Genomic DNA, 24729 nt, shown 5'->3' on the forward strand with positions numbered 1-24729 from the left:
TGTGAATGATCCCGATTGTCGCACCTGAGGGCGCGAACGTGCGCCCGATGCCAGACGCCAGCGTCAACGTTCACCTGCGGTGGACAGGCCCCGGCGTCATCAGTTCCTGTCACGCCTGTCCAGCCGTCAGCTTTCGCTATCTGTCTGGGCCAGCACGAAGCCTTGCTGCTCGGCATCCTTCACGTAACCGAGCCGCGACAGCAGAAGCTCGTCAGCCAGCGTCAATCCTTGATCCGGCACGACCAGCAGGCGCTCACGCGCCGCCGCTTCCAGCGACATCAATGCCATCAGGCGCGTTCCCACCCCGCGTCGCCGGGTACTCTTGCGCACGCAGCAATGACGGATGCGCCATGCCCTTCCATCGTCCTCGCACAGCAGGGCGCCGATATGGCGATCATTGAAGAAGGCGGTGCAGAAGCGATGACCGGTCTCCAGGCTGGCCTGAATGAACTCATCCGGCGCGAGTGGCAGGCGTTCACCGGGGGCTTCGTGATAGATGCGTGACAGGTCGATGCGCACTTGCTCATCGGCCTGCCAGCGTGCGTGATCGATCATCTGAAGAGTGACCGGCATGGTGAGATCCTCGCCCGCGATATGAATGCCCGCCATTGTAGCGGATGCCGTTGTCCTTTCTCTATAATGACTGGCTGGGCAGGCAAGGACGACGCGTCTGCCATCGATCAGTGACCCGCAACCTCGACAACGTCACTGGATCACGCTTTCACTTGCGACATCACATGACAACAACCACATGATGCGCACTTCCCGGCCGGACTGGACATACGCCTCTCACACCCAGGCCCCAGACTGCGCCAGACCTCATCAGCCCCGAAGCCGCGGTGAGGTCACCGACCGCTGGAGAGACATCATGGCAGAGCGTATCGCCGAGGTTCATCGCAACACCTCGGAAACCAAGATTCGGGTTCGCATCAATCTGGACGGCGAAGGCAAGCTGAGCGCCAACACCGGCGTGCCCTTCCTCGAACACATGATGGACCAGATCGCCCGTCACGGCGTGATCGACATCGACGTCGACTGCGACGGTGATCTGCACATCGACGACCACCACACCGTCGAGGACATCGGCATCACTCTCGGCCAGGCCTTCGCGCAGGCGCTCGGCAACAAGGCCGGCATCCGCCGCTACGGCCATGCCTACGTGCCGCTGGACGAAGCCCTGTCACGCGTGGTGATCGACTTCTCCGGTCGCCCGGGCCTGTTCATGCAGTGCGAGTTCACGCGCGGCAACATCGGGCGTTTCGATACGCAGCTGTTCTGGGAATTCTTCCAGGGCTTCGTCAACCATGCCGGCGCCACGCTGCACATCGACAACCTCAAGGGCTTCAATGCCCACCACCAGGCGGAGACCATCTTCAAGGCCTTCGGCCGTGCCGTGCGCATGGCGGTGGAAGAGGACGAGCGCATGGGAGGCCGCATCGCCTCCACCAAGGGCTCGCTGTAAGCGTCGTGACGCGCGGCCAGAGGATGTGTCGCCAGCCATTGCCGCTTGCCGGGCACCGGGTGGCACTTCCTCTGCATGAACATCCAATGCCGGAGTCCCCTCCGGCCTGCGGGAGAAAGACATGACGATTGCCGTCATCGACTATGGCATGGGCAACCTGCACTCCGTCGCCAAGGCACTTGAGCATGTGGCTGACGAGAATGTCGTGATCACCAGTGACCCGCGCGCCATCCGTGGTGCGACCCGCGTGGTGCTGCCCGGTCAGGGCGCCATCCGCGATTGCATGGGCGAGCTTGAGCGCGCCGAACTGCGCGGGCTGGTCGGCGAACTGCTGAGCAACCACAGCAAGCCGCTGCTGGGCGTGTGTGTCGGTCAGCAGATGCTGATGGAGCGCAGTGAGGAGAACGGTGGCATCGATTGCCTCGCCTACTTCAAGGGCGACGTGAAGCGCTTTGATGACAAGCAGCTGGACGAGCACGGCCAGCGCCTCAAGGTGCCGCACATGGGCTGGAACCACGTCGCCCATACCCAGGGCCATGCGCTGTGGGAAGGCATCGAGGACAACTCGCGCTTCTACTTCGTGCACAGCTTCTATGTCTCGGCTGCCGAGCGCTCACAGGTCTTCGGCGCCACGCATTACGCCGGTGCCGAGGCGCACGTCGCCATCGGTGAGGGCAGCCTGTTCGCGGTGCAGTTCCACCCGGAGAAGAGTGCGGCCGCCGGCCTCAAGCTGCTCGAGAATTTCGTCCGCTGGCAGCCCTGAGGGCTCACCTGCGTGACCGTCGGTGCCTGCCTTGCGAGTCGGGCACCGATTCATCCGCCTTCGATATACCGACGACAATTCAGGCGTGCCAAGACACGCCGAGAGGACACCCGACATGCTGGTAATCCCCGCGATCGATCTCAAGGACGGTCAGTGCGTACGCCTGAAGCAAGGCCGCATGGAAGACTCCACCAACTACGGCGATGACCCGCTGGCCATGGCCGCGCGCTGGGTCGAGGCCGGTGGTCGCCGCCTGCATCTGGTCGATCTCAACGGTGCCTTCGAAGGCAAGCCGGTCAATGGTGACGCGGTGACACGCATCGCCCGCGCCTACCCGGAGCTGCCGATCCAGATCGGCGGTGGCATCCGGGATGCCGCGACCATCGAGCACTATCTGGAGGCCGGCGTCGGTCAGGTCATCATCGGCACCAAGGCCGTGAAGGAACCGGCCTTCGTCGCCGAGATGTGCCGCGCCTTCCCGGGCCGCATCATCGTCGGTCTCGATGCGCGTGACGGCTTCGTGGCCACCGATGGCTGGGCCGAGGTTTCCACCATCAAGGCGACCGAGCTTGCCAAGCGTTTCGCCAATGACGGCGTGTCCTCCATCGTCTACACCGACATCGCCCGCGACGGCATGATGCAGGGCGTCAACATCGAGGCCACCGTGGCACTGGCCCGCGAAGGCGGCATCCCGGTGATCGCCTCCGGCGGCGTGACCAATCTGGATGACATCCGTGGCCTGGCTGAAGTGGCCGATCAGGGCATCCTCGGCGCCATCACCGGTCGCGCCATCTATGAAGGCAGCCTGGATATCGCCGAAGCACAGGCGCTGTCCGACGCCATCACCGGCCGCACGGCCTGAGGGGAGCGATCATGGCACTCGCCAAACGCATCATCCCGTGTCTGGACGTCGACGCCGGTCGCGTCGTCAAGGGCGTCAACTTCGTCGGTATCCGCGATGCCGGTGATCCGGTCGAGGTCGCCAAGCGCTACAACGAGCAAGGCGCCGACGAGATCACCTTCCTCGACATCACCGCCAGCGTCGACAACCGTGGCACCACGGTCGACATGGTGTCGCGCATCGCCGGTGAGGTGTTCATCCCGCTGACGGTCGGTGGTGGCATCCGCACCTGCGAGGACATCCGCACCATGCTGAATGCCGGCGCGGACAAGGTCTCGATCAATACCGCCGCCGTGTTCAACCCGGACTTCGTGCGTGAAGCGGCGGACCGCTTCGGCAGCCAGTGCATCGTGGTCGCCATCGACGCCAAGCGCGTCAGCGAAGAGGGCGAGACACCGCGCTGGGAAATCTTCACCCACGGTGGGCGCAAGCCAACCGGGCTCGACGCTGTCGAGTGGGCGAAGAAGATGGTCGAGCTGGGCGCCGGTGAATTGCTGCTGACCAGCATGGACCGCGATGGCACCAAGGCCGGCTTCGATCTCGGCGTGACACGCGCCATCTCCGACGCCGTCAGCGTGCCGGTCATCGCCTCCGGTGGGGTCGGCACTCTCGACCATCTGGTGGACGGCGTGCTCGAGGGCGGGGCGGATGCGGTGCTGGCCGCCAGCATCTTCCACTTCGCCGAGTACACCATCCCGCAAGCCAAGGCCTACATGGCCGAGCGCGGCATCGAGATGCGCCTCTGAGCGATCGCCTTCGCGTCAGGCAGATACACGAACGCCGCCACTCCTCAGGGAATGGCGGCGTTCGTGTCTTCAGAGACATTACCCGCAGGTCAGGCGACGACAGCGCTCAGGCGTAGCCCAGCTTCGCCAGTGGCGTGAGCGCCTGCTCGAGTCGCTGGTCGGCAAGTCGCAGAATATCGGCCACCAGATGCTTCTCGGCGGCGGGCAGCATCACCCGCTCGCCGACCCACAGCGCCAGCTCGGCAAGGTCATGCTGATTGCCCAGACGGGATGCTGCCTTGTCGAGCAATTCCGGCTCACGACGACGCCCACGACTCGGTGACTCGAGTTCACGCCCTGCCGTCTCCCCCAGCGCCGCATGCGCCAGTGCCAGCTGGAACCTGCGGTACTTGATCCACTTGCGCAGCCGGTGGGACGTCTCGATCTCCCGCTCGCTGATCACCCGCGCCGCCAGCTTGTGGAGGCGGTGACGACTGAATTCCAATCCGGCCGTGAGCTCCTCCCCCGTCAGCGGAGCGGCCTGCCAGGCGGCCATCTCGTCGCTCAGCAGCCGCTTCAGAGGTGCGTGATCCAGCTCCGCCACCGACTCGCTCAATGCGGCACTGGTCAGCCCCGGACGCAGCGCATCCAGCAGACGCTGGCTACGCTCATCCACCCAGGCATAGGCGCGCGCATGGGTCTTGCGCAGCATGCGCGCCTCACGCGGGCCGGCCAATGCCCTGGCGATGGCGCGCGGACGCGCCTGATGCTCACTCACCGCCGCCTTGCCCAGTGACTCACGTCGCAGTTGCCACCAGCCCCGCAGCTGCTTGCAGTCGACGCGCAGCGCATGGACCTCCTGCGCGGTGAGCGTCGCCTGCGCCAGATGCTGCTGCATTGACTCGAGATGCGCGAGGATCAGGCCATTCAAGGGATCAACGCCTGTGCGGGAAAGCATCTGACTCGTCTTGCCCATCTGTCTCTCCAAGGGAATGGCCTGGCTGCCAGTGTCAGCCGGGCAGGCTCGCTCACCCGGTCTTCCGGGGGCTCATTCCTGCAAGGATAGCCCCAGATTGCTGACATCCTCGTTACGCCCCAGCCGCTTGAGCGCTCGCCAGTCATCACGCTCAAGACGCGGAGCCTCGACACTCTCCAGCACGGCGTCCTGGAAGTCGCGCTCATCGACCATCAGCGGATGTTCGCGAATCATGGCTTCCAGCGCTTCCTGCTCGATGCCCTCACCGGCCTGCAGGTCGATCAGCGCGCGAACGCCATCGGCGGACAGGCGACTGACCTTGAGCGCGGCTTCCGGCTCCTCACTGATCAGCACATCGATGCAGGCGGTCAGCGCCATGACGGCTTCCAGTGCACGGCGCGCACCGAAGCTGTCGTCATGCTCGTCGGGCTCGAAGGCCGTGACCTTCTCGGCCTGCAGCGAGAAATCGATCTTGGCATCGCGAACGCGCAGCTGCTCCCAGACGAGGTCCAGCAGCTTGCGCAACTCGCGCGTGGTCTCCAGCGCGCTGGCGGTGCCATTGGCCTCGGCGTAGAAGCCGGCATTGGGCAGGAGTCGCTCGGTCAGCGTTGCCATGAAGGCGGTACGGCGAACGGGGGCCAGCGCTTCCAGACGCGCGCGGAAACCAGGAACAGGCTGAGTCATGACGGCTCTCTTCTCACTTCACTTTTCAAAGAGGCGGGGCACATGTCGGGAGGAAAAATCCGCCAGCCGACAGCCCGCCACAGATGGCATGGGACATGCGTTAGGGTAGCGCACTCAGGCAGTCTGACGAACGAGACTTTGCCGCGGCGAGATTCACGGCCACAGACATTCTCTGGGCACGCGACCGACACCATCGAACAGCACGCCTTCGCTGCGCAGTTTCTCGCGCTGACGCACCGCGCCACCGTGGTCGGTGACCTTGAGCGAGGCATTGATCACCCGATGCCAGGGCAATTGATGGCCATCCGGCAGATGGCGCATGGCCGAGCCGACCATGCGTGCGGTGGCACCATCGGTCATGCTGGCGATTCGCCCGTAGGTCGTGATTCGCCCCGCCGGAATCTGCGCCACCACGGTGTATATCTGCTCGAGCAGTTCAGCACGCATCACGCTCTCCCCTGTTTGTGATCAAGCTCATCCAGCACGATACCTCCACCTGCGCGCTGCGCAATGGCGGGCATCAGGGGCACACGAGCGCAGACCTCGGGTCTTTACGCTGCCAGATGGCTGACGCATGATGACGCCATGCACCTTTACTTCATACATCAAGGCCTTATCCCCGACGCAGCGCCTCACTCAGCGACTGATGCCCTGCCACGATCACAAGGCTGGCAGGACTCTGTACGCCTGAGCGACTGGCTTGTCGGCATGGGCCACAGCTACAACACCAGCTTCCCGCTGGATGGCGAGACGCTCCCCGGCATCGACGATTTCCAGGCGCTGGTGATCCTGGATGGCCCTCAGCCATTGTCAGGTGCCGAGAGCACCCAATCACAGCCACTGCGCCTGCAGCGCAAGCTGATTCGCCGCGCGCTCAACAGCAACCGCCCCGTACTGGGCATCGGGCTGGGCGCGCGCCTCATCGCCGAACAACTCGGCGCCATCGTGTCTCCGGCCGTGGTGCCGCAGCGTCGCTGGGCCACGCTCACGCGCAGTGACGAGTGTCCCGTGGGACTGCCCGCCGAATTCGAGACGCTGCTGTGGCATGAGGAGATCTGTGGCCTGCCGGAGGATTGCGAGCTGCTGGCCAGCGGTGAGCATACCCCGATCGCCGGATTCAGCTGGGATGCTGGCCGGGTGCTGGCGCTCAACTTCCATCCCCATCTGGATGCCGGCGCAACGCGTGACCGTCTCCGGCATCACCCCGCCCCGAATGAGGGTCGCGGAGTGCAGTCAGAAGACGCACTGCTGGAAGACCCAAAGCGCTTTGATCGGCAGGCCGCCCTGCTGGACCGCCTGCTGGTGGACTGGCTCGACGCCTGAGGCGCTCCCGGGCGGCGCTGGGGCCCTACGACGACTCAGCGCTGCCAGCGATGCGTGGCGCTCCAGTCACGCACGAAGGCGAGCGTGTTGTCCCAGTCGCCGACATGCAGGAAGGTACGCTCGTGCTTCTCGAGCTGATAACGGTACATGGGGTCGTAGTATTCGCTGAGCAGCGGGGCCAGCCAGCCCTCATGGGCAGTGGGATTGCCGCGCTTGTGTTCACGGAAGGCGATGTCCTGCATGCGAATCAGGCGCGCCAGACGTGCACTGCCCAACCGCTTGCGCAGACGCAGCAACGCCTGACGCAGCTGACGCTGCAGCAGTGCCCAGCCGAGGAAGTCACCATAGTGTCCGCTGTAGGTGGCCCACAGCCCTTCGATGTAGTCCTTCTGAATCTGCACCAGTCGCCAGTCCAGTGGCATCTCGACTCTCACCAGCGGGGCAGCCTCCATCGCGCGCCATGCCTGCAGCGGAATGTTGACGCTGCCGATGAAGCGCGACTCATCTTCCATGACGGTGGGCGCGTCCGCGGCCAGTGACAGCATCTCGGCGCTGATGCGATGCTCGAAGTCGATCTGGCTCGGTGCCGGGAAGGGGTGACGGCCGAAGGCCGAGCCCTTGTGGCGCGCGCAGCCTTCCAGGTCGATGCCATTGTCGAGCGCATGGATCAGCTCGGTCTTGGCGCAGCCGGTCAGGCCCCCGATCAGCAGCATCGGGGCCTGCTCGACGCGCTCATCGATATGCTGGCAAAGCTGCTGACGCATGGCCTTCCAGCCCCCGGCGATCCGCGGGCGCTCGATGCCTGCCTCCTTCAACCATTGCTGGCTGAGCTGAGAGCGCATGCCGCCCCGGAAGCAGTAGAGAACCGCCTCGGGATGGCGCTCGACGTGCTCGACCCAGGCACGAATCCTGGCGCGCTTGATCCCGCCACTGACCAGCTGATGACCCAGATGCACCGCCGACTCCGGGCCGACCTGCTTGTACTGCAGACCGACCCGGTGACGTTCCTCGTCATCCATCAGCGGAAGGTTGACGGCCCCCGGCAGGGAGCCGGCCGCAAATTCGATCGGTGCACGCACATCGATCAGCGGGCGGCCATCGCGAATCAGATCGCAGCTGGCCGCCACGGTGGGCAAACTCATGGGCATCTCTCGACTGGAAAACTAAAATGAGGCAATGGCCGGCGACTCGCACCCGGCACATCGATGGCTGGCATTCTATCGCATGCACGACATGGCCCCCAGCCTTGCCGTCTCGCGTGCCGCCAACTCTCGCCCTGTCAGCTGCCGCACCACCCGCTCAGGCCAGCGGCGGCGTCAGGCGAATGCCCTGGCTCGGGCCGATGCTGTCAGGGCCGAACAGCGGGCAGGACGCACATGCGGCCGGCTCACCGTCGTGTGGCCGATGCGCCTCGGACACTGCCTCGCGCAGGGCGGCAATGGCCGCCTCGGCAGTATGAAAGTAGTGCTCATCCCCCATGCGCTCAAGGAAGCCTCCGCGCTCCATCACTTCCAGCGCGTAGCGTCGGAAGCCGCACATGCTCAGGCTGCCGCCGGCATCCTGTAGGCGGCGCTGCTCGATCTCGAGCATCTCGGCCCCCGCGATGTCGATGAAATTGCAGCCGGTGCCGAGCAGGATGACGTGCTTGCCGGTATAGCGCGCCAGCTTGCGCTGGACGTGGTCCACCGCGCCGAAGAACAGCGAGCCATCCACTCGCAGGATGACGACCTCACGGCATTGGGTCAGCTGGTAGCGCTCGGCATTGCGCACGCCCAGCTCCGGGTGTTCGGAGTCCGGTGCCATTTCCACCAGACGTGGACGCGAGGTGCGATTCAGATACAGCACCAGCGACACCAGCACGCCGGCGAAGATGGCGAACTCAAGCGGCAGCAGCAGCGTGGCGAGGAAGGTGATCACCAGCACCACCGCTTCCTCGCGGCTGACGGTGAGAATCTGACGGATATGACTGAATTCGATCAGGTTGGCGGCGATCACCATGATCAGGCCCGCCATGGCGGGCAATGGCAGCCAGGCCGTGACATTCGGCACCAGCAACAGCACCGCCAGCACGATCAGGGCCGCGATCATCACCGACAGCGGCGTGCGGGCGCCGGCATCGTAATTGGCCCCTGAACGGGTGAAGGAGCCGGAGCCGGCGAAGCACGAGAAGAAGCTGCCGACCAGATTCGACAGCCCCTGGCCGATGAACTCCTGATTGCCATCGATGCGCTGATGCGAGCGTACCCCGATGGCGCGGGCGATGGAGACCGCCTCGATCAGGCCGAGAACCGCCAGCGCAACGGCCGCACCGCCCAGCGAGCGCAGGGTGTCAAACCCCAGTGGCGGCAGAGAAAACGGCGGCAGGCTGCCGGAGAGGGCCCCCACCATCGGGATGCCTGCCTCGCTGCCACCCAGCAATGCCGCAACCCCGCAACCGACGGCCATCGCGACCAGCATCCACGGCAGTCTGCGATTCACCCGCCGTACCAGCAAGGCACTGGCGAGCGTACTGAGGCCGGTGATCAGGGTCGCCCACGAGGTGTCTTCCAGGTGCCCAAGCAACGCCCACCAGGTGCCGAGGAAGCTCGAGGCATCTCCCAGCGCGATACCGAACAGATGCTTGAGCTGACTGGTGGCGATCAATACGCCGGCACCGGCGGTGAAGCCGATCACCACGGTATGCGAGATCAGATTGACCAGCGCCCCCATGCGCAGCAGCCCGAGTGCGAGCTGGATGATGCCGACCATGCAGGTCAGCGCCAGCACCAGCGGCAGGTATTCCGGACTGCCGGGGGTGGCCAGGGTCGAGACGGTACCGAAGACCACCATCGAGATGGCGGCGGCCGGCCCGCTGACCATATGACGCGAGCAGCCGAAGAGTCCGGCGATGATCGCGACCACGATGGCGGCATAGAGTCCATGCGCCGGAGGCAACCCCGCGATCAGCGCGTAGGCCACCCCCTGAGGCAGTACCAGCACCGCACCGCTCAGCCCGGCGATCAGGTCCGCGCGCGCATCTCTCGGCGACAGCTGGCGCATCCAGCCCAGAAACGGCAGCAGGCGTGACAGGCGGTATGCCGTGGCACTCGACGTGGCAGAGGCATCATCGGCAGGCTGGCGTGGCGGTGGATTGTCAGCGGGCAAGAAGTGCCTCCATGAAGGTGCGTGGGCTGCGGGAGAGGCCATCGCCTCCGTGAAGAAACGATGCCGGGGCCGGGCGTGGCGACGCCCGGCCCCGGCAAGTCTATCCCTGAATACGCTGATGAAACAGCGTGTCAGCGAACCGTACTCCCCGGCCCGGGGCTCCCTTTGCCGGTAGCGATACCGGCGACAATCGTGGCGCGCTGCCAATCCGGACTGGCCATGGCCGGCATGAGCAGTGACAATGCACCCTCCTGACACCGCTGCGGACACTGACGCCATGACCACCGACGCTACGCCTGCTGACACCACCTCTTCCACCCCGTCGGCCGGCTATACGCCTGCACTTGAGGTCAGTGAGGCCGAGGCCATCGAGACCACCCGCCAGTGGGTCGAGACGCACATCATCGCGGACAATCTATGCCCGTTCGCGGCACGTGAAGTGGCGCGCAACAGCGTCCAGTACGCCGTCATCCCCGGCGCGGGACTCGAGCGTTGCCTGCAGGCACTCGGCGATGAACTCCTCAACCTCGATGCCAATCGCGATGCCGAAACCACCCTGGTGATCTTCAAGGATGGCTTCCGCGACTTCGATGCCTATCTGGAGTTGCTGGATTACGCTGAGGCACTGCTCGAGATGCAGGGTTATGAGGGCATCTATCAGCTGGCCAGCTTCCATCCGGACTATGTCTTCGAGGATACCGAGGAAGACGACGCCGCGAACTACACCAACCGCTCGCCCTTCCCGATGCTGCACCTGCTGCGGGAAAGCTCGGTCGAGGCGGCGATCAATGCCTATTCGGGGGATGTGGAAGAGGTGCCGGCGCGCAACGAGGCGCTGATGCGCGAGCGTGGCGTCGAGCAGCTGGTCGCACGCCTCAAGGCCTGCGCTCACGCCGCCCGTCAGGCTGACAGCCAGGACTGACATCACGCCCAGTGGCAATCCCATATGCACAAGGCCAGCCGCGAGGCTGGCCTTGTGCGTTTCAGGCGGAATGTCACTGGAAGGCTTGCGCGTGGCAGCTGCCGGCAGCCATCACAGGGCTTCCAGCGCCTGGGACAACTTGTCGACCGCGACGATCGTCATGCCCTTGGGCGGATTCTTGGGGGCATTGCCCTTGGGCACGATGGCGCGCGTGAAGCCATGCTTGGCGGCCTCGACGATGCGCTCCTGCCCACTGGGCACCGGACGGATCTCGCCGGACAGGCCGACCTCACCGAACACCACCAGTTCACGCGGCAGCGGGCGGTTCTGCAGACTGGATACCACCGCACACAGCACCGCGAGGTCGGCGCTGGTCTCGAGCACCTTGACCCCGCCCACCACGTTCAGGAAGACATCCTGATCGCCGGTGAACAGGCCGCCGTGCTTGTTGAGCACGGCCAGCAACATCGAGAGTCGGTTGCCATCCAGACCGACCGCGACGCGCCGGGGATTGCCCAGCGGCGAATCATCCAGCAACGCCTGGACCTCGATCAGGATCGGCCGAGTCCCTTCCCAGACCACCATCACCAGGCTGCCGGAGGATTGCTCCTCGCTGCGTGACAGGAAGATCGCACTGGGGTTCTTCACCTCTTTCAGGCCAAGCTCGACCATGGCGAACACGCCCAACTCGTTGACCGCGCCGAAGCGGTTCTTCTGTCCGCGCAGGGTGCGAAAACGCGAATCACCGTCCCCTTCCAGCAACAGGGAGGCATCGATCATGTGCTCCAGTACCTTGGGGCCGGCCAGCGAGCCATCCTTGGTCACGTGCCCGACCAGCAGCAATACGGTGTTGGTCCGCTTGGCGAAACGCGTCAACGCCGCGGCGGACTCACGCACCTGCGAGACGCCCCCCGGCGCGGAGGACAGATCCTCCAGGTGCATGGTCTGGATGGAGTCGATGATCAGCACTTCCGGCTTCTCGCGCTCGGCGGTGGCCAGAATCGTCTCGACACTGGTCTCGGCCAGCATCTTGAGTCCCTGGGTCGGGAGCTGCAGTCGATGGGCACGCATCGCCACCTGCGACAGCGACTCTTCACCGGTGACGTAGAGCGAACGCTTGTGCTGTGCCAGCTTGCAGGCGGTCTGCAGCAGCAGCGTCGACTTGCCGGCACCGGGATGCCCGCCGAGCAATACGGCGGAGCCAGGCACCAGACCGCCGCCAAGCACGCGATCAAACTCACCGAAGGTCGAGGAGAAGCGCGGCACTTCGGCCAGCGAGACGTTGGACAGATCCGTCACGTTGTCACTCAGCGTGCCGGCATAGCCGCCTCTGGCGCTGGTGGCACCACGTGACGCCCCGCCAGTGCTGATGCCCCCGGCAGCCGGCGCAGCCCCCGGCAATACCGTGGCACCGACCCGAATCTCCTGCAGGGTATTCCACTCGCGACAGCCGCTGCACTGCCCCTGCCACTTCGAGAATTCGCTACCGCACTCGGTACATACGAAGGCGCTCTTTGCTTTCGCCATCAGACCATCCTGTCAGGGAGTAATGATTTCAGACCACGTCGCCCGGCATGGCACCCATGCCCCGCATCGCCCGATGGCACCAGGCAGGGGCGCTCGATGCGAACGTCCGACACGGATGCCAGACACAAGCAAGGCGGCTTGCGCCGCCTTGCTGTCACCTCACGCGTGCAAGACACGCGGTGGCATCACTCGCGCTTGAGACGCAGTGTCTCGCCGTTCTGGAAGCGGCGCTTCTGCGGGTCGACCAGTTCCAGTGTCTGGGGGTCCAGACGCAGGAAGTAGTAGGTCTGGCCCTCGCCATTCGGCGTCAGCTCATAGACGGTGGCATTCGGGTCGGTCACCGTACCTGACAGTACATCCCACTGACCCTCGTAGTGCTCCGGCGCGGGCTGCTGCGGATGATCGCGATAGGTGGCATCGAGACTGAAGGTACGCGCTTCCGGGGCAGCATCTTCCGCTCCCTTGAGACGCACATCGAGGTCAATGCCCGTGCAACGACGACACGGCAGGGTGCCCTTGTAGACGGCAACCTGCTCGCTGGCTGTCTCGGTGGCGTCATTGGCAGCGGCACCATCCGTCGTCTGGGCCGTTGATGCGCACCCGGCGAGACCGACCATCAGCGCGGCTCCCACCATCAGAGTCCTGATCTGCATTGAATCCTCCTTAAGGCGATGATTCGATAGCAGCGTCAGCGCTATCGACGGCGAGCGGCCCGACTGCCTCGACAGACGGACCGCTCACGAGCTTCCACGCTCAAGAATAGCGGGTATCAGCCCCGTGAGGCCACCCCCGATGGCGTTTATCGAACGCCATTCGCTAAATCATGTCGGCCTCAGCCACGGCGATCATACCCGTTGTCGAGGAAGGGATAATCGGTGTAGCCCTCGGCACCGCCACCGTAGAAGGTATCAGGATCCTGCTCGTTGAACGGCGCATCCAGACGCAGACGTTCGACCAGGTCCGGATTGGCGATATAGGGGCGCCCGATGGCGACGGCATCCGCAATGCCCTCGTCGATGATGCGTGCCGCACGCTCCCCGTCGTAATGACCGCAGAAGATCAGCGCGCCCTTGACGCGCTCCCGCAGTGCGCGGCGGAAGTCATCGGTGAACTTGACGTCGCCGCCGGCCCAGTCCGGCTCGTTGACGTGCACGTAGGCAATGCCACGTCTGGAGAGCTGGTCTGCCATGTAGAAGGCCATCTCTTCCGGCTCGTCATCGGTGAGACCGAAGATCTCGATGAAGGGCGTCAGACGGATGCCGGTGCGCTCCGGCCCGAAGACCTCGGCGACGGCATCGACGACTTCCAGTGTCAGGCGCGCACGATTCTCGACCGAACCACCGTACTGGTCGGTGCGCTGGTTGGTGCCGGTCGCCATGAACTGGTTGAGCAGATAGGCGTTGGCGGCATGCACCTCGATCATGTCGAAGCCGGCACGCTTGGCGCGCACGGCAGCCTGACGATAGTCCTCGACCAGCTGGGGGATTTCCTCCGTCTCCAGCGCACGCGGCGTGCTGGTGGGGTGGCGACCACTGCTGCCATCCTCGAACTCAACGAAGCACTGGGCGCCTTCACCACGCAGGGCGCTGGGCGCGACCGGTGGCTGGCCATCCGGCTGCACCATCTCGTGCGAGACACGCCCGACATGCCACAGCTGAAGCGCCATGCGTCCACCCTTGGCGTGCACTGCTTCGACGACGCCCTTCCAGCCGGCTTCCTGCTCATCCGTCCAGATACCCGGCGTGTAGACGTAACCACGCGCGGTCGGCGAGATGTTGGTCGCCTCGCTGATGATCAGGCCGGCGCCGGCACGCTGTCCGTAGTAGACCTCCTGAAGCTCACCAGGAATGCTGTCCGGGGTGCGCGCTCGGGTCAGTGGCGCCATCAGGATACGATTGGGCAGGGTCAGGTCACCGAGCATGACCGGATCAAGCAGGGTGTCGGCGTACGGGGCCTTGGTGTTGGCAGTCATCGGTGCTCCTTGAGTCTCTGATCTTTCGCCAGCCGCCGCTTCGGGCGAACCGGGCGGGCATGCCAGTGACATGCGGTGCGCCAGCCGATGCTTCAAGCGCACGCGGTGCATGAGAATAATGCTGGGATGGCAACAATGCGCCAGGTCGCGCCACGCGGCATCCTCGCGACTCATGCGAGAGCCTGCCGATGCTTGTACCGCGACGATCCAGCGGGCAACATGAAACCTATCCATGACACGGGTCATGCACTGTCACCAGCGGCGAGAAATCATGAGCAAGTACTGGAGCCCACAGGTCCACGACCTGACCCCCTACGTCCCCGGCGAACAACCGCGTGAGCAGCTGATCAAGCTGAACACCAATGAAAACCCCTACCCGCCGGCCCCGGCCGTGGAACAGACGCTGCGCGAGTTCAATGCCTCTGACCTGCGTCGCTACCCGGACCCGAGTTCCAGCTCGCTGCGCGCCGCCCTGGCCGAGACCTTCCATGTGGCCGCAGAGGAAGTCTTCGTCGGCAATGGCTCCGACGAGGTGCTGGCGCTGGCCTTCCAGGCCTTCTTCCGTCAGGACAAGCCGCTGCTGTTGCCCTCCATCAGCTACAGCTTCTATCCGGTCTACTGCCGCATGTATGGCATCGAATCACGCAGTATCGCGCTGACCGACAACTGGGAAGTCGATCTCGAAGCCTTCGGCAGTGACAATGGCGGCATCATCTTCGCCAACCCCAATGCCCCGACAGGCCATGGCCATGGCCGCAAGGCGATTGCCGCGCTGCTGGAGCGCAACCCGCAGAGCGTGGTGCTGGTAGATGAGGCTTACGTGGATTTCGGGGGGGAAAGCGCCATCCCGCTGATTCATCAGTATCCGAATCTGGTCGTGTCGGGCACTTTCTCGAAGTCGCGTAGCCTGGCGGGCATTCGCCTTGGCTATGCCGTGGCCTCGCGGGAGCTGATCGAGGGCCTGGAGCGCGTGAAGGACTCCTTCAATTCCTACCCCATCGATCGTCTGGCCGAGCAGGTCGGCGTCGCCGCGCTCAGTGACCCCGCCTATTTCGATGAGTGCCGCACACGCGTCATCACCACCCGTGAGCAGACGCGCGATCGCATGGCTGCACTGGGCTTCGAGATCCTGCCGTCACAGACCAACTTCGTGCTGGCGACTCACCCGACCCATGATGCCGGCAAGCTGTTCATCGGCCTTCGCGAGCAGGGCATCCTGGTCCGCCACTTCAATACCGATGCGCTACGCGACCATCTGCGCATCAGCATCGGCACCGATGCCGAGATGGACAGCCTGATCGAAGCACTGGAAACCCTGTGTCGTTGAGATAGCGCACAGCATGACCCGTGATGGGTTCAATGAAAGAAGGCGCCCACTGGGCGCCTTCTTTCATCAGGATGTCACTCGGGCATTCGCCACCGAAGACTCTCAGCAGGAGCAACCATATGACAACGGAACGTCCCACCATGGCATCAAGTGCCACTTCGACAGCGCGCCTGCCTTTGACGCGAGTGCATCATGTGGCACTCATCACCGCTGATTACCCACGCGCCAGGCGCTTCTATCTCGAGGTCATGGATGCGCAGGTGATCCACGAGGCCTATCGTGAAGCCCGCGACAGCTACAAGCTCGACCTGCGCTTGCCGGGCGGTATCCAGCTGGAGCTGTTCTCCTTCCCGTCACCGCCTGAGCGCCCAAGCTATCCGGAAGCCTGTGGGCTGCGTCACCTGGCGCTGGCAACCGAGGACATCGACACCTGTGTCGAGCTGCTGATCGCCCGTGGCGCCACGCCAGAGCCGATACGTGTCGATGAATACACTGGCGCCCGCTTCACCTTCCTGGCAGACCCTGACGGTACGCCCATCGAGCTCTACGAAGTCTCGCCCTGATGTGATGGCGCGCTGAAACTTCACTGGCTCTGAAGACAAAAGGCCCCTGTCGAGATTTCGACAGGGGCCTTCTTGTGGCATATGCACGTTGCTCACGCGGAGCTTTTCTTTCGCTCTTTTCTTTCGTCCACAGCTATTTCGCATGCAGGACTTTCTGGGCAACTTCTCCGAGCACGACTTTTCCTGAGCACCACTTTTTCCGCGCACAAAGAGAACCGCCCCTGCAGCTGGGCTGCAGGGGCGGTTCAGTATAAGTGCCTGACGATGACCTACTCTCACATGGAGAAACTCCACACTACCATCGGCGCTAAGCGGTTTCACTTCCGAGTTCGGCATGGGATCGGGTGGTTCACGCTCGCTATGGTCGTCAGGCGAAACGGTGGCATCTTGCGATGCCTGAGTCTCGAGGCTTGTGGCCTCGCAACTCGCAATATGAATCATGCTGACCGATATGTCGTCGATCCTGTCGCAATCCCGGCGTTTACCGTAGCAAACCCCTTGGGTGTTATATGGTCAAGCCTCACGGGCAATTAGTACTGGTTAGCTAAACACATTGCTGTGCTTCCACACCCAGCCTATCAACCTTGTAGTCTTCAAGGGCCCTTCAGGAGGCGCAAGGCCTCAGGGAAGTCTCATCTTGAAGGGGGCTTCCCGCTTAGATGCTTTCAGCGGTTATCCCGTCCGAACGTAGCTACCGGGCAATGCCATTGGCATGACAACCCGAACACCAGAGGTTCGTCCACTCCGGTCCTCTCGTACTAGGAGCAGCTCTTCTCAAACTTCCGACGCCCACGGCAGATAGGGACCGAACTGTCTCACGACGTTCTAAACCCAGCTCGCGTACCACTTTAAATGGCGAACAGCCATACCCTTGGGACCGACTTCAGCCCCAGGATGTGATGAGCCGACATCGAGGTGCCAAACACCGCCGTCGATGTGAACTCTTGGGCGGTATCAGCCTGTTATCCCCGGAGTACCTTTTATCCGTTGAGCGATGGCCCTTCCATACAGAACCACCGGATCACTAGAACCTACTTTCGTACCTGCTCGACGTGTCTGTCTCGCAGTCAAGCACCCTTATGCTCTTGCACTCAATGCACGATTTCCAACCGTGCTGAGGGTACCTTCGTGCTCCTCCGTTACTCTTTAGGAGGAGACCGCCCCAGTCAAACTACCCACCATACACTGTCCTCGATCCGGATAACGGACCTGAGTTAGAACGCCAATGATGTCAGGCTGGTATTTCAAGGTTGGCTCCACCGCATCTGGCGACGTGGTTTCAAAGCCTCCCAGCTATCCTACACAGACAACATCAGCATCCAGTGTAAAGCTATAGTAAAGGTTCACGGGGTCTTTCCGTCTAGCCGCGGGTACACAGCATCTTCACTGCGATTTCAATTTCACTGAGTCTCGGGTGGAGACAGCGTGGCCATCATTACGCCATTCGTGCAGGTCGGAACTTACCCGACAAGGAATTTCGCTACCTTAGGACCGTTATAGTTACGGCCGCCGTTTACCGGGGCTTCGATCAAGAGCTTCGGACGAATCCTAACCCCATCAATTAACCTTCCGGCACCGGGCAGGCGTCACACCCTATACGTCCGCTTGCGCGTTTGCAGAGTGCTGTGTTTTTAATAAACAGTTGCAGCCACCTGGTATCTTCGACCGGTAAGAGCTTACGGAGCAAGTCCTTCACTCGAACCGGTGCACCTTCTCCCGAAGTTACGGTGCCATTTTGCCTAGTTCCTTCACCCGAGTTCTCTCAAGCGCCTTGGTATTCTCTACCTGACCACCTGTGTCGGTTTGGGGTACGGTCGCATGTGATCTGAAGCTTAGAGGCTTTTCCTGGAAGCGTGGCATCGATGACTTCCTGACCGTGGTCAGTTCGTCTCGCATCTCGACCTCAGAGGAACCGGATTTGCCTGATTCCTCGGCCTACATGCTTTCACCAGGACAACCAACGCCTGGCTCACCTAGCCTTCTTCGTCCCCCCATCGCAACCACATCCGGTACGGGAATATTAACCCGTTTCCCATCGACTACGCGTTTCCGCCTCGCCTTAGGGGCCGACTCACTCTGCTCCGATTAACGTAGAACAGAAAACCTTGGTCTTCCGGCGGGGGAGTTTTTCACTCCCCTTATCGTTACTCATGTCAGCATTCGCACTCGTGATACCTCCAGCAGACTTCTCAATCTACCTTCATTGGCTTACACGACGCTCCTCTACCGCTCATCCATAAGGATGAACCCGTAGCTTCGGTACCTGATTTAGCCCCGTTATATCTTCCGCGCAGGCCGACTCGACTAGTGAGCTATTACGCTTTCTTTAAAGGATGGCTGCTTCTAAGCCAACCTCCTAGCTGTCTGAGCCTTCCCACATCGTTTCCCACTTAATCAGGATTTTGGGACCTTAGCTGACGGTCTGGGTTGTTTCCCTTTTCACAACGGACGTTAGCACCCGCTGTGTGTCTCCCACGCTGCACTCACTGGTATTCGGAGTTTGCCTCGGGTTGGTAAGTCGGGATGACCCCCTAGCCGAAACAGTGCTCTACCCCCAGCGGTGATACGTGAGGCGCTACCTAAATAGCTTTCGAGGAGAACCAGCTATCTCCGGGCTTGATTAGCCTTTCACTCCGATCCACAGCTCATCCCAGCATTTTTCAACATACTTGGGTTCGGGCCTCCAATTGATGTTACTCAATCTTCACCCTGGCCATGGATAGATCGCCCGGTTTCGGGTCTATACCCTGCGACTGGTCGCCCAGTTAAGACTCGCTTTCGCTACGCCTCCCCTATACGGTTAAGCTCGCCACAGAATATAAGTCGCTGACCCATTATACAAAAGGTACGCGGTCACACCACGAAGGTGCTCCCACTGCTTGTACGCATACGGTTTCAGGATCTATTTCACTCCCCTCGCCGGGGTTCTTTTCGCCTTTCCCTCACGGTACTGGTTCACTATCGGTCAGCCAGGAGTATTTAGCCTTGGAGGATGGTCCCCCCATGTTCAGTCAAGGTTTCTCGTGCCCCGACCTACTCGATTTCACGATACTCAGACTTCGACTACGGGACTATCACCCTGTATCGTCAAGCTTCCCAGCTTGTTCGTCTGTCAGTTGTATCGCTTAAGGGCTGGTCCCCGTTCGCTCGCCGCTACTTGGGGAATCTCGGTTGATTTCTTTTCCTCCGGGTACTTAGATGTTTCAGTTCCCCGGGTTTGCCTCTATAGGTTATGTATTGGCCTATAGATACTCACCTGATGGTGAGTGGGTTTCCCCATTCGGAAATCGTTGGGTCGCAGGGTATTTGCCACCTCGCCAACGCTTATCGCAGGCTATCACGTCCTTCATCGCCTCTGGCTGCCAAGGCATCCACCGTATGCGCTTAATCGCTTGACCATATAACCCCAAGGGGTCTGTCAAGGATTACGAATCTGTCGGACCTCTCCGACATATCGTTTGATGGAGATGTGCTTGGCGCACATTCCATCGTCAGCATGATTCACATTGTTAAAGAGCGGCTGTTCAGAGAACAGTGAGAAGCGCGCTCTGTCGAGCACGCTTGCCACTGCTGGCTAAGCCAGCAATAAGATCAGGTAATTCGTTGTGAGCACTTGCCGCGAGCAGTAGACAGTGTCGATAAGGAGGTGATCCAGCCCCAGGTTCCCCTAGGGCTACCTTGTTACGACTTCACCCCAGTCATGAACCACACCGTGGTGATCGCCCTCCCGAAGGTTAGGCTAACCACTTCTGGTGCAGTCCACTCCCATGGTGTGACGGGCGGTGTGTACAAGGCCCGGGAACGTATTCACCGTGGCATTCTGATCCACGATTACTAGCGATTCCGACTTCATGGAGTCGAGTTGCAGACTCCAATCCGGACTGAGGCAAGCTTTATGGGATTGGCTCCACGTCGCCGTATTGCAACCCTTTGTACTTGCCATTGTAGCACGTGTGTAGCCCTACCCGTAAGGGCCATGATGACTTGACGTCGTCCCCACCTTCCTCCGGTTTGTCACCGGCAGTCTCCTTAGAGTTCCCGACATTACTCGCTGGCAAATAAGGATAGGGGTTGCGCTCGTTACGGGACTTAACCCAACATTTCACAACACGAGCTGACGACAGCCATGCAGCACCTGTCTCAGAGTTCCCGAAGGCACCAATCCATCTCTGGAAAGTCCTCTGGATGTCAAGGGTAGGTAAGGTTCTTCGCGTTGCATCGAATTAAACCACATGCTCCACCGCTTGTGCGGGCCCCCGTCAATTCATTTGAGTTTTAACCTTGCGGCCGTACTCCCCAGGCGGTCAACTTATTGCGTTAGCTGCGCCACTAAGTCCTCAAGGGACCCAACGGCTAGTTGACATCGTTTACGGCGTGGACTACCAGGGTATCTAATCCTGTTTGCTACCCACGCTTTCGCACCTCAGTGTCAGTGTCAGTCCAGAAGGCCGCCTTCGCCACTGGTATTCCTCCCGATCTCTACGCATTTCACCGCTACACCGGGAATTCTACCTTCCTCTCCTGCACTCTAGCCAAGCAGTTCCAGATGCCGTTCCCAGGTTGAGCCCGGGGCTTTCACACCTGGCTGACTTAGCCACCTACGCGCGCTTTACGCCCAGTAATTCCGATTAACGCTTGCACCCTCCGTATTACCGCGGCTGCTGGCACGGAGTTAGCCGGTGCTTCTTCTGCGAGTGATGTCTTTCCTCGGGAGTATTAATCCCGAAGCGTTCTTCCTCGCTGAAAGTGCTTTACAACCCGAAGGCCTTCTTCACACACGCGGCATGGCTGGATCAGGCTTTCGCCCATTGTCCAATATTCCCCACTGCTGCCTCCCGTAGGAGTCTGGGCCGTGTCTCAGTCCCAGTGTGGCTGATCATCCTCTCAGACCAGCTACGGATCGTCGCCTTGGTGAGCCGTTACCTCACCAACAAGCTAATCCGACATGGGCTCATCCGATAGCGCAAGGTCCGAAGATCCCCTGCTTTCTCCCGTAGGACGTATGCGGTATTAGCCTGAGTTTCCCCAGGTTGTCCCCCACTATCGGGCAGATTCCCATGCATTACTCACCCGTCCGCCGCTCGACGCCTTCTAGCAAGCTAGAATCGTTTCCGCTCGACTTGCATGTGTTAAGCCTGCCGCCAGCGTTCAATCTGAGCCATGATCAAACTCTTCAGTTGAAAGCTTGATAGTCTGTTAAGCAGACCAAACTTGGTTCAGAGTCAAACTTCTCGTGAGAGGCTTGCTCCGATATTTGGTGACCTTGTCACCACTCATCGGCAAGCGCTCACACGAATTACCTGATCAAATTTTTAAAGAGCGTCGCTGTTAAGCGAGGAGGCATATTCTATCCGGAACGCTTGAGAAGTCAAGCACTTGATGATGAGTCAATCGACTGCCTCTAAGCATCATTCAGTGGTGAGGAGCGTTGCCCGATCACCTGTTCCGTAAGGAGTGCGGCGTATTCTAGCGAATCGCCCGGAATTGTCAATCGATGATTTGGAAGCGGACTTCAAAAACATCAAACAAAACAATCACCTGCAAACCTCTTTCACCGCTGGTAACGCCATGCGTCCCCGGCAGCGGATGCGTACTTTACGCACGATCCGGGCTGAGCACAAGGGCTTTTTCCATCGATTGTCATTTCGAGGACATGCGGGCGACACCTATTCTCTCATCACCTCTTCTTGCTCCTTTGACCTCGTCTCGCCGTCGCTTGCTGACACCTTTCTTCCCTGGCCAGAAACACATTCGGCCCCGCCAGAAATGGCGGGGCCGAATGGTCGGTCAGACATCTCGCGTCGGATCAGCGAGTCACCGTCACACGTGCGTAGCGCTTCTTGCCAGCCTGGATGACGATGGCCGTATCGAAAGGCGCCATGTAGGAAGGCTCGATCACGTCTCCATCGACTTTCACGCGACCATTCTTGAGCATGTCCTTGGCCTGGGCGCTGTTGTTGGCCAGACCTGAACGATTGAGCACGGCGGCGATCGGCGCGACCTCTGCCCCTTCAAGGCTCACGGTGACATCCGGCATGTCCGCCGGCAGCTCACCTTCTGCCAGCTGGTTGCCACTGGAGAGATGAGCCGTGGCAGCCGCCTCTTCATCGTGGAAACGCGCCACCAGTTCCCGAGCCAGCTCCATCTTGATGTCGCGCGGATTGGCGCCATTCTCGATGCTGGCCATCAGCGCCTTCACTTCCTCCATGGGGCGCAGCGAGAGCAGCTCGAAGTAACGCCACATCAGCGAGTCCGGCATGGAGACGATCTTGTTGAACATCTCGCCCGGACGGTCATTGATACCGATGTAGTTGCCCAGCGACTTGGACATCTTCTGCACGCCATCCAGACCTTCGAGGATCGGCATGGTGATCACGACCTGCGGCTCCTGGCCACGCTGGCGTTGCAGCTCACGGCCCATCAGCAGGTTGAACTTCTGATCGGTACCGCCGAGTTCGATATCCGCCTCCAGCGCCACGGAGTCATAGCCCTGGATCAGGGGATAGAGGAACTCGTGAATGGAGATCGGCTGGTTGCCGGTGTAACGCTTGTCGAAATCATCGCGCTCGAGCATGCGAGCCACCGTGCTGGAAGCCGCCAGTTCGATCATGTCGCTGGCAGAGAGCTTGCTGATCCATTCGGAGTTGAAGGCGATTCGCGTGCGATCCTTGTCGAGAATCTTGAAGACCTGCTCCTGATACGTCAGGGCATTGGCCTTCACGTCCTCTTCGGTCAGCGGCTTGCGCGTCACGCTCTTGCCGGTCGGATCACCGATGCGTCCGGTGAAGTCCCCGATCAAGAAGATGACCTCGTGGCCAAGATCCTGCAGCTGACGCAGCTTGTTGATCAGCACGGTATGCCCGAGGTGCAGGTCCGGCGCCGTCGGATCGAAACCCGCCTTGACCCTGAGCTTGCGTCCGGACTCGAGCTTCTTGATCAGCTCTTCCTCGACCAGCACCTCATCGGTACCGCGCTTGATGATCTCCAGCGCTTCCACTACTGACTTGTCGCTCATCCTGCCCTCTCTGACCGTTGCTACTCCCCTCGTAACGGGGCATGTTGGCCGAGAATGTTAGCATGACACGCAGACCATGCACCCCTGCTCTGCCTCTGGCCATGAGGATGCCAACCAGACTTCCGCGACTCGGGGGCGCACGGCAGACTCGCTGACCCACGTTTCACTGCCCGGGAGATCTCCATGGCGCTTTACCTCGGCCTGATGACAGGCACCAGCCTCGACGGCCTCGATGTCGCCCTGCTCGATATCGAACCCCATCAGGACTGCATTGCGCTGCGCGAGCACATCCGCTTCATCGACGGTCTGGATCTGCCGCTTCCGGACCCCCTGCGCACTCGCCTCTGGCGTCTGATGCACGAGGACCATGCGCATTTTCGTGATCTTGCCGCAGCCGAGCAGGCGCTGGCCGAACTGGCCGCCGACGCGATCCGCCAGCTGCTGTCTCGCCAGCGACTGGAACCGAAAGACATTCGCGCCATCGGCAGCCATGGACAGACCATCGAGCACCGCCCGCATGGCTTCAGCGATCAGCCCTGTCAGACGCCTTACACCCTGCAGCTCGACAACCCCAGCCTGCTGGCCGAGCTGACCGGCATCCCCGTGGTGGCAGACTTCCGCCGCAGGGATCTGGCGGCCGGTGGGCAGGCAGCGCCTCTGGCGCCGGCATTTCACTCAGCGCTGTTCGCTCAGCCAGACCAGTGGCGGGGACTGCTGAACCTGGGGGGGATCGCGAACCTGACATTGCTCCCGCCACTGGACTCGCAGGCGGCAGTGATCGGCTTTGATACCGGCCCGGCCAACTGCCTGCTGGATGCCTGGCATGCACGCCATCAGGGGGCCGCGATTGATCCTCAGGGCAGCTGGGCCGCCAGCGGCCATGTCATCGAGGAGCTGCTGGATCGTCTGCTCAGCGCGGATTACTTCACTCGACCGCTGCCGAAGAGTACCGGACGCGAGGACTTCCATCTCGGCTGGCTGGAGCAGCACCTGACAGGCAGCGAGGCCCCTGTCGATGTGCAGGCCACCTTGCTGAGTCTGACGGTAGAGAGCATCGCGCGTGCACTTGAGCATACCGGCGTATCACTGGCGGGACTGACACCCTGTGGTGGCGGAGCGCGCAACACCGCCCTGATGGCCGCGCTCGAACAGCGCCTTGCGCATGCAAGCCACCCCACCGGCCTGGCCACCTGCGCCTCGCTTGGCTGGAATGCCGATCTCCTCGAAGCCAGCGCCTTCGCGTGGCTGGCCGCCCGCAGAGTGCTGGAGCGCCCCGGCAATCTCATCAGCGTGACGGGAGCACGCGGCCCCAGAGTCCTGGGGGGCCTCTACGCACGCTGACCCATCGCGCGCAGACATGAAAAAGCCGCGCTCCTGGCAAAACAGAAGCGCGGCTTCGTCGAGTACCTGAGACATCTACCGTCG

The 24729-nt window shown here is 61.8% G+C and carries 19 protein-coding genes and 3 rRNA genes; 9 read left to right on the plus strand and 13 right to left on the minus strand.

Annotation, left to right across the window (positions count from 1 at the left end):
* Positions 1-126 precede the first annotated feature (126 nt).
* Complete coding sequence (locus BFX80_RS16545; RefSeq protein WP_077379332.1) at positions 127-573, minus strand: acetyl-CoA sensor PanZ family protein; 447 nt, start codon at positions 571-573, stop codon at positions 127-129.
* A gap of 295 nt (positions 574-868) precedes the next feature.
* On the opposite strand from BFX80_RS16545, the gene hisB reads away from it, so the two are divergent.
* The 4 genes from hisB to hisF all read left to right on the plus strand — a co-directional run bounded on the left by hisB (position 869) and on the right by hisF (position 3872).
* On the plus strand, positions 869-1462 hold the full coding sequence (hisB, locus tag BFX80_RS16550) for an imidazoleglycerol-phosphate dehydratase HisB (RefSeq protein ID WP_077378545.1): 594 nt from the start codon (positions 869-871) through the stop codon (positions 1460-1462).
* Between the two features lie 121 nt (positions 1463-1583).
* Complete coding sequence (hisH, locus tag BFX80_RS16555; protein WP_077378543.1) at positions 1584-2225, plus strand: imidazole glycerol phosphate synthase subunit HisH; 642 nt, start codon at positions 1584-1586, stop codon at positions 2223-2225.
* A gap of 115 nt (positions 2226-2340) precedes the next feature.
* Positions 2341-3087, plus strand: a complete 747-nt coding sequence (gene hisA / locus BFX80_RS16560; RefSeq protein ID WP_077378540.1) for a 1-(5-phosphoribosyl)-5-[(5-phosphoribosylamino)methylideneamino]imidazole-4-carboxamide isomerase — start codon at positions 2341-2343, stop codon at positions 3085-3087.
* Positions 3088-3098: 11 nt separating this feature from the next.
* The gene (gene hisF, locus BFX80_RS16565; protein ID WP_077378537.1) at positions 3099-3872 is read left to right on the plus strand and encodes an imidazole glycerol phosphate synthase subunit HisF; all 774 of its coding nucleotides are present in this window, start codon (positions 3099-3101) and stop codon (positions 3870-3872) included.
* 106 nt (positions 3873-3978) lie between these two features.
* Here the strand turns inward: hisF and BFX80_RS16570 are convergent, their stop codons facing one another.
* The 3 genes from BFX80_RS16570 to BFX80_RS16580 all read right to left on the minus strand — a co-directional run bounded on the left by BFX80_RS16570 (position 3979) and on the right by BFX80_RS16580 (position 5961).
* Positions 3979-4809, minus strand: a complete 831-nt coding sequence (locus BFX80_RS16570; RefSeq protein WP_167593064.1) for a CHAD domain-containing protein — start codon at positions 4807-4809, stop codon at positions 3979-3981.
* Between the two features lie 90 nt (positions 4810-4899).
* Positions 4900-5511: a YjaG family protein gene (locus BFX80_RS16575; RefSeq protein ID WP_077378530.1), complete on the minus strand. Its 612-nt coding sequence runs from the start codon at positions 5509-5511 to the stop codon at positions 4900-4902.
* 153 nt (positions 5512-5664) lie between these two features.
* A complete protein-coding gene (locus BFX80_RS16580; RefSeq protein WP_084209463.1) occupies positions 5665-5961 on the minus strand; it encodes an MGMT family protein in 297 nt (98 codons plus the stop codon).
* A 258-nt stretch (positions 5962-6219) separates the two neighbouring features.
* Between BFX80_RS16580 and BFX80_RS16585 the strand changes: the two genes are divergently transcribed.
* Entirely contained in the window at positions 6220-6834 is a 615-nt protein-coding gene (locus tag BFX80_RS16585; protein ID WP_164850387.1) for a type 1 glutamine amidotransferase, read from the plus strand.
* A gap of 35 nt (positions 6835-6869) precedes the next feature.
* Here the strand turns inward: BFX80_RS16585 and mnmH are convergent, their stop codons facing one another.
* Complete coding sequence (gene mnmH / locus BFX80_RS16590; protein WP_077378521.1) at positions 6870-7976, minus strand: tRNA 2-selenouridine(34) synthase MnmH; 1107 nt, start codon at positions 7974-7976, stop codon at positions 6870-6872.
* A gap of 157 nt (positions 7977-8133) precedes the next feature.
* Positions 8134-9978, minus strand: a complete 1845-nt coding sequence (locus BFX80_RS16595) for a SulP family inorganic anion transporter (RefSeq protein ID WP_167593065.1) — start codon at positions 9976-9978, stop codon at positions 8134-8136.
* Between the two features lie 277 nt (positions 9979-10255).
* On the opposite strand from BFX80_RS16595, the gene BFX80_RS16600 reads away from it, so the two are divergent.
* Entirely contained in the window at positions 10256-10900 is a 645-nt protein-coding gene (locus tag BFX80_RS16600; protein ID WP_084209466.1) for a DUF1415 domain-containing protein, read from the plus strand.
* A 111-nt stretch (positions 10901-11011) separates the two neighbouring features.
* Here BFX80_RS16600 and radA read toward each other — a convergent pair whose 3' ends face one another.
* From radA to BFX80_RS16615, 3 genes are all read right to left on the minus strand, one after another.
* Positions 11012-12427 carry a DNA repair protein RadA gene (gene radA, locus BFX80_RS16605; RefSeq protein WP_077378515.1) on the minus strand — a complete coding sequence of 472 codons (1416 nt, stop codon included), beginning with the start codon at positions 12425-12427 and terminating at the stop codon, positions 11012-11014.
* A 185-nt stretch (positions 12428-12612) separates the two neighbouring features.
* Positions 12613-13080 carry a copper resistance protein NlpE N-terminal domain-containing protein gene (locus BFX80_RS16610; protein ID WP_077378513.1) on the minus strand — a complete coding sequence of 156 codons (468 nt, stop codon included), beginning with the start codon at positions 13078-13080 and terminating at the stop codon, positions 12613-12615.
* 179 nt (positions 13081-13259) lie between these two features.
* A complete protein-coding gene (locus tag BFX80_RS16615) occupies positions 13260-14399 on the minus strand; it encodes an alkene reductase (RefSeq protein ID WP_084209467.1) in 1140 nt (379 codons plus the stop codon).
* 271 nt (positions 14400-14670) lie between these two features.
* Between BFX80_RS16615 and hisC the strand changes: the two genes are divergently transcribed.
* Positions 14671-15726, plus strand: a complete 1056-nt coding sequence (gene hisC, locus BFX80_RS16620) for a histidinol-phosphate transaminase (protein ID WP_084209842.1) — start codon at positions 14671-14673, stop codon at positions 15724-15726.
* A gap of 119 nt (positions 15727-15845) precedes the next feature.
* Complete coding sequence (gloA2, locus tag BFX80_RS16625) at positions 15846-16289, plus strand: SMU1112c/YaeR family gloxylase I-like metalloprotein (RefSeq protein WP_240499622.1); 444 nt, start codon at positions 15846-15848, stop codon at positions 16287-16289.
* Between the two features lie 256 nt (positions 16290-16545).
* Here the strand turns inward: gloA2 and rrf are convergent.
* The 4 genes from rrf to tyrS form a co-directional block, all read right to left on the minus strand.
* Positions 16546-16661 (minus strand): 5S ribosomal RNA (gene rrf / locus BFX80_RS16630).
* Between the two features lie 137 nt (positions 16662-16798).
* Positions 16799-19687 (minus strand): 23S ribosomal RNA (locus BFX80_RS16635).
* A 241-nt stretch (positions 19688-19928) separates the two neighbouring features.
* Positions 19929-21469 (minus strand): 16S ribosomal RNA (locus BFX80_RS16640).
* Together the 16S, 23S and 5S rRNA genes form the textbook arrangement of a ribosomal RNA operon.
* A gap of 626 nt (positions 21470-22095) precedes the next feature.
* The gene (gene tyrS / locus BFX80_RS16645; RefSeq protein WP_084209468.1) at positions 22096-23304 is read right to left on the minus strand and encodes a tyrosine--tRNA ligase; all 1209 of its coding nucleotides are present in this window, start codon (positions 23302-23304) and stop codon (positions 22096-22098) included.
* A gap of 183 nt (positions 23305-23487) precedes the next feature.
* Here tyrS and BFX80_RS16650 point away from each other — a divergent pair, with 183 nt between their 5' ends.
* Positions 23488-24645: an anhydro-N-acetylmuramic acid kinase gene (locus BFX80_RS16650; RefSeq protein ID WP_084209469.1), complete on the plus strand. Its 1158-nt coding sequence runs from the start codon at positions 23488-23490 to the stop codon at positions 24643-24645.
* The last annotated feature ends 84 nt before the right edge of the window (positions 24646-24729 follow it).

This window comes from Cobetia marina, from assembly GCF_001720485.1.
Taxonomy (GTDB): domain Bacteria; phylum Pseudomonadota; class Gammaproteobacteria; order Pseudomonadales; family Halomonadaceae; genus Cobetia; species Cobetia marina.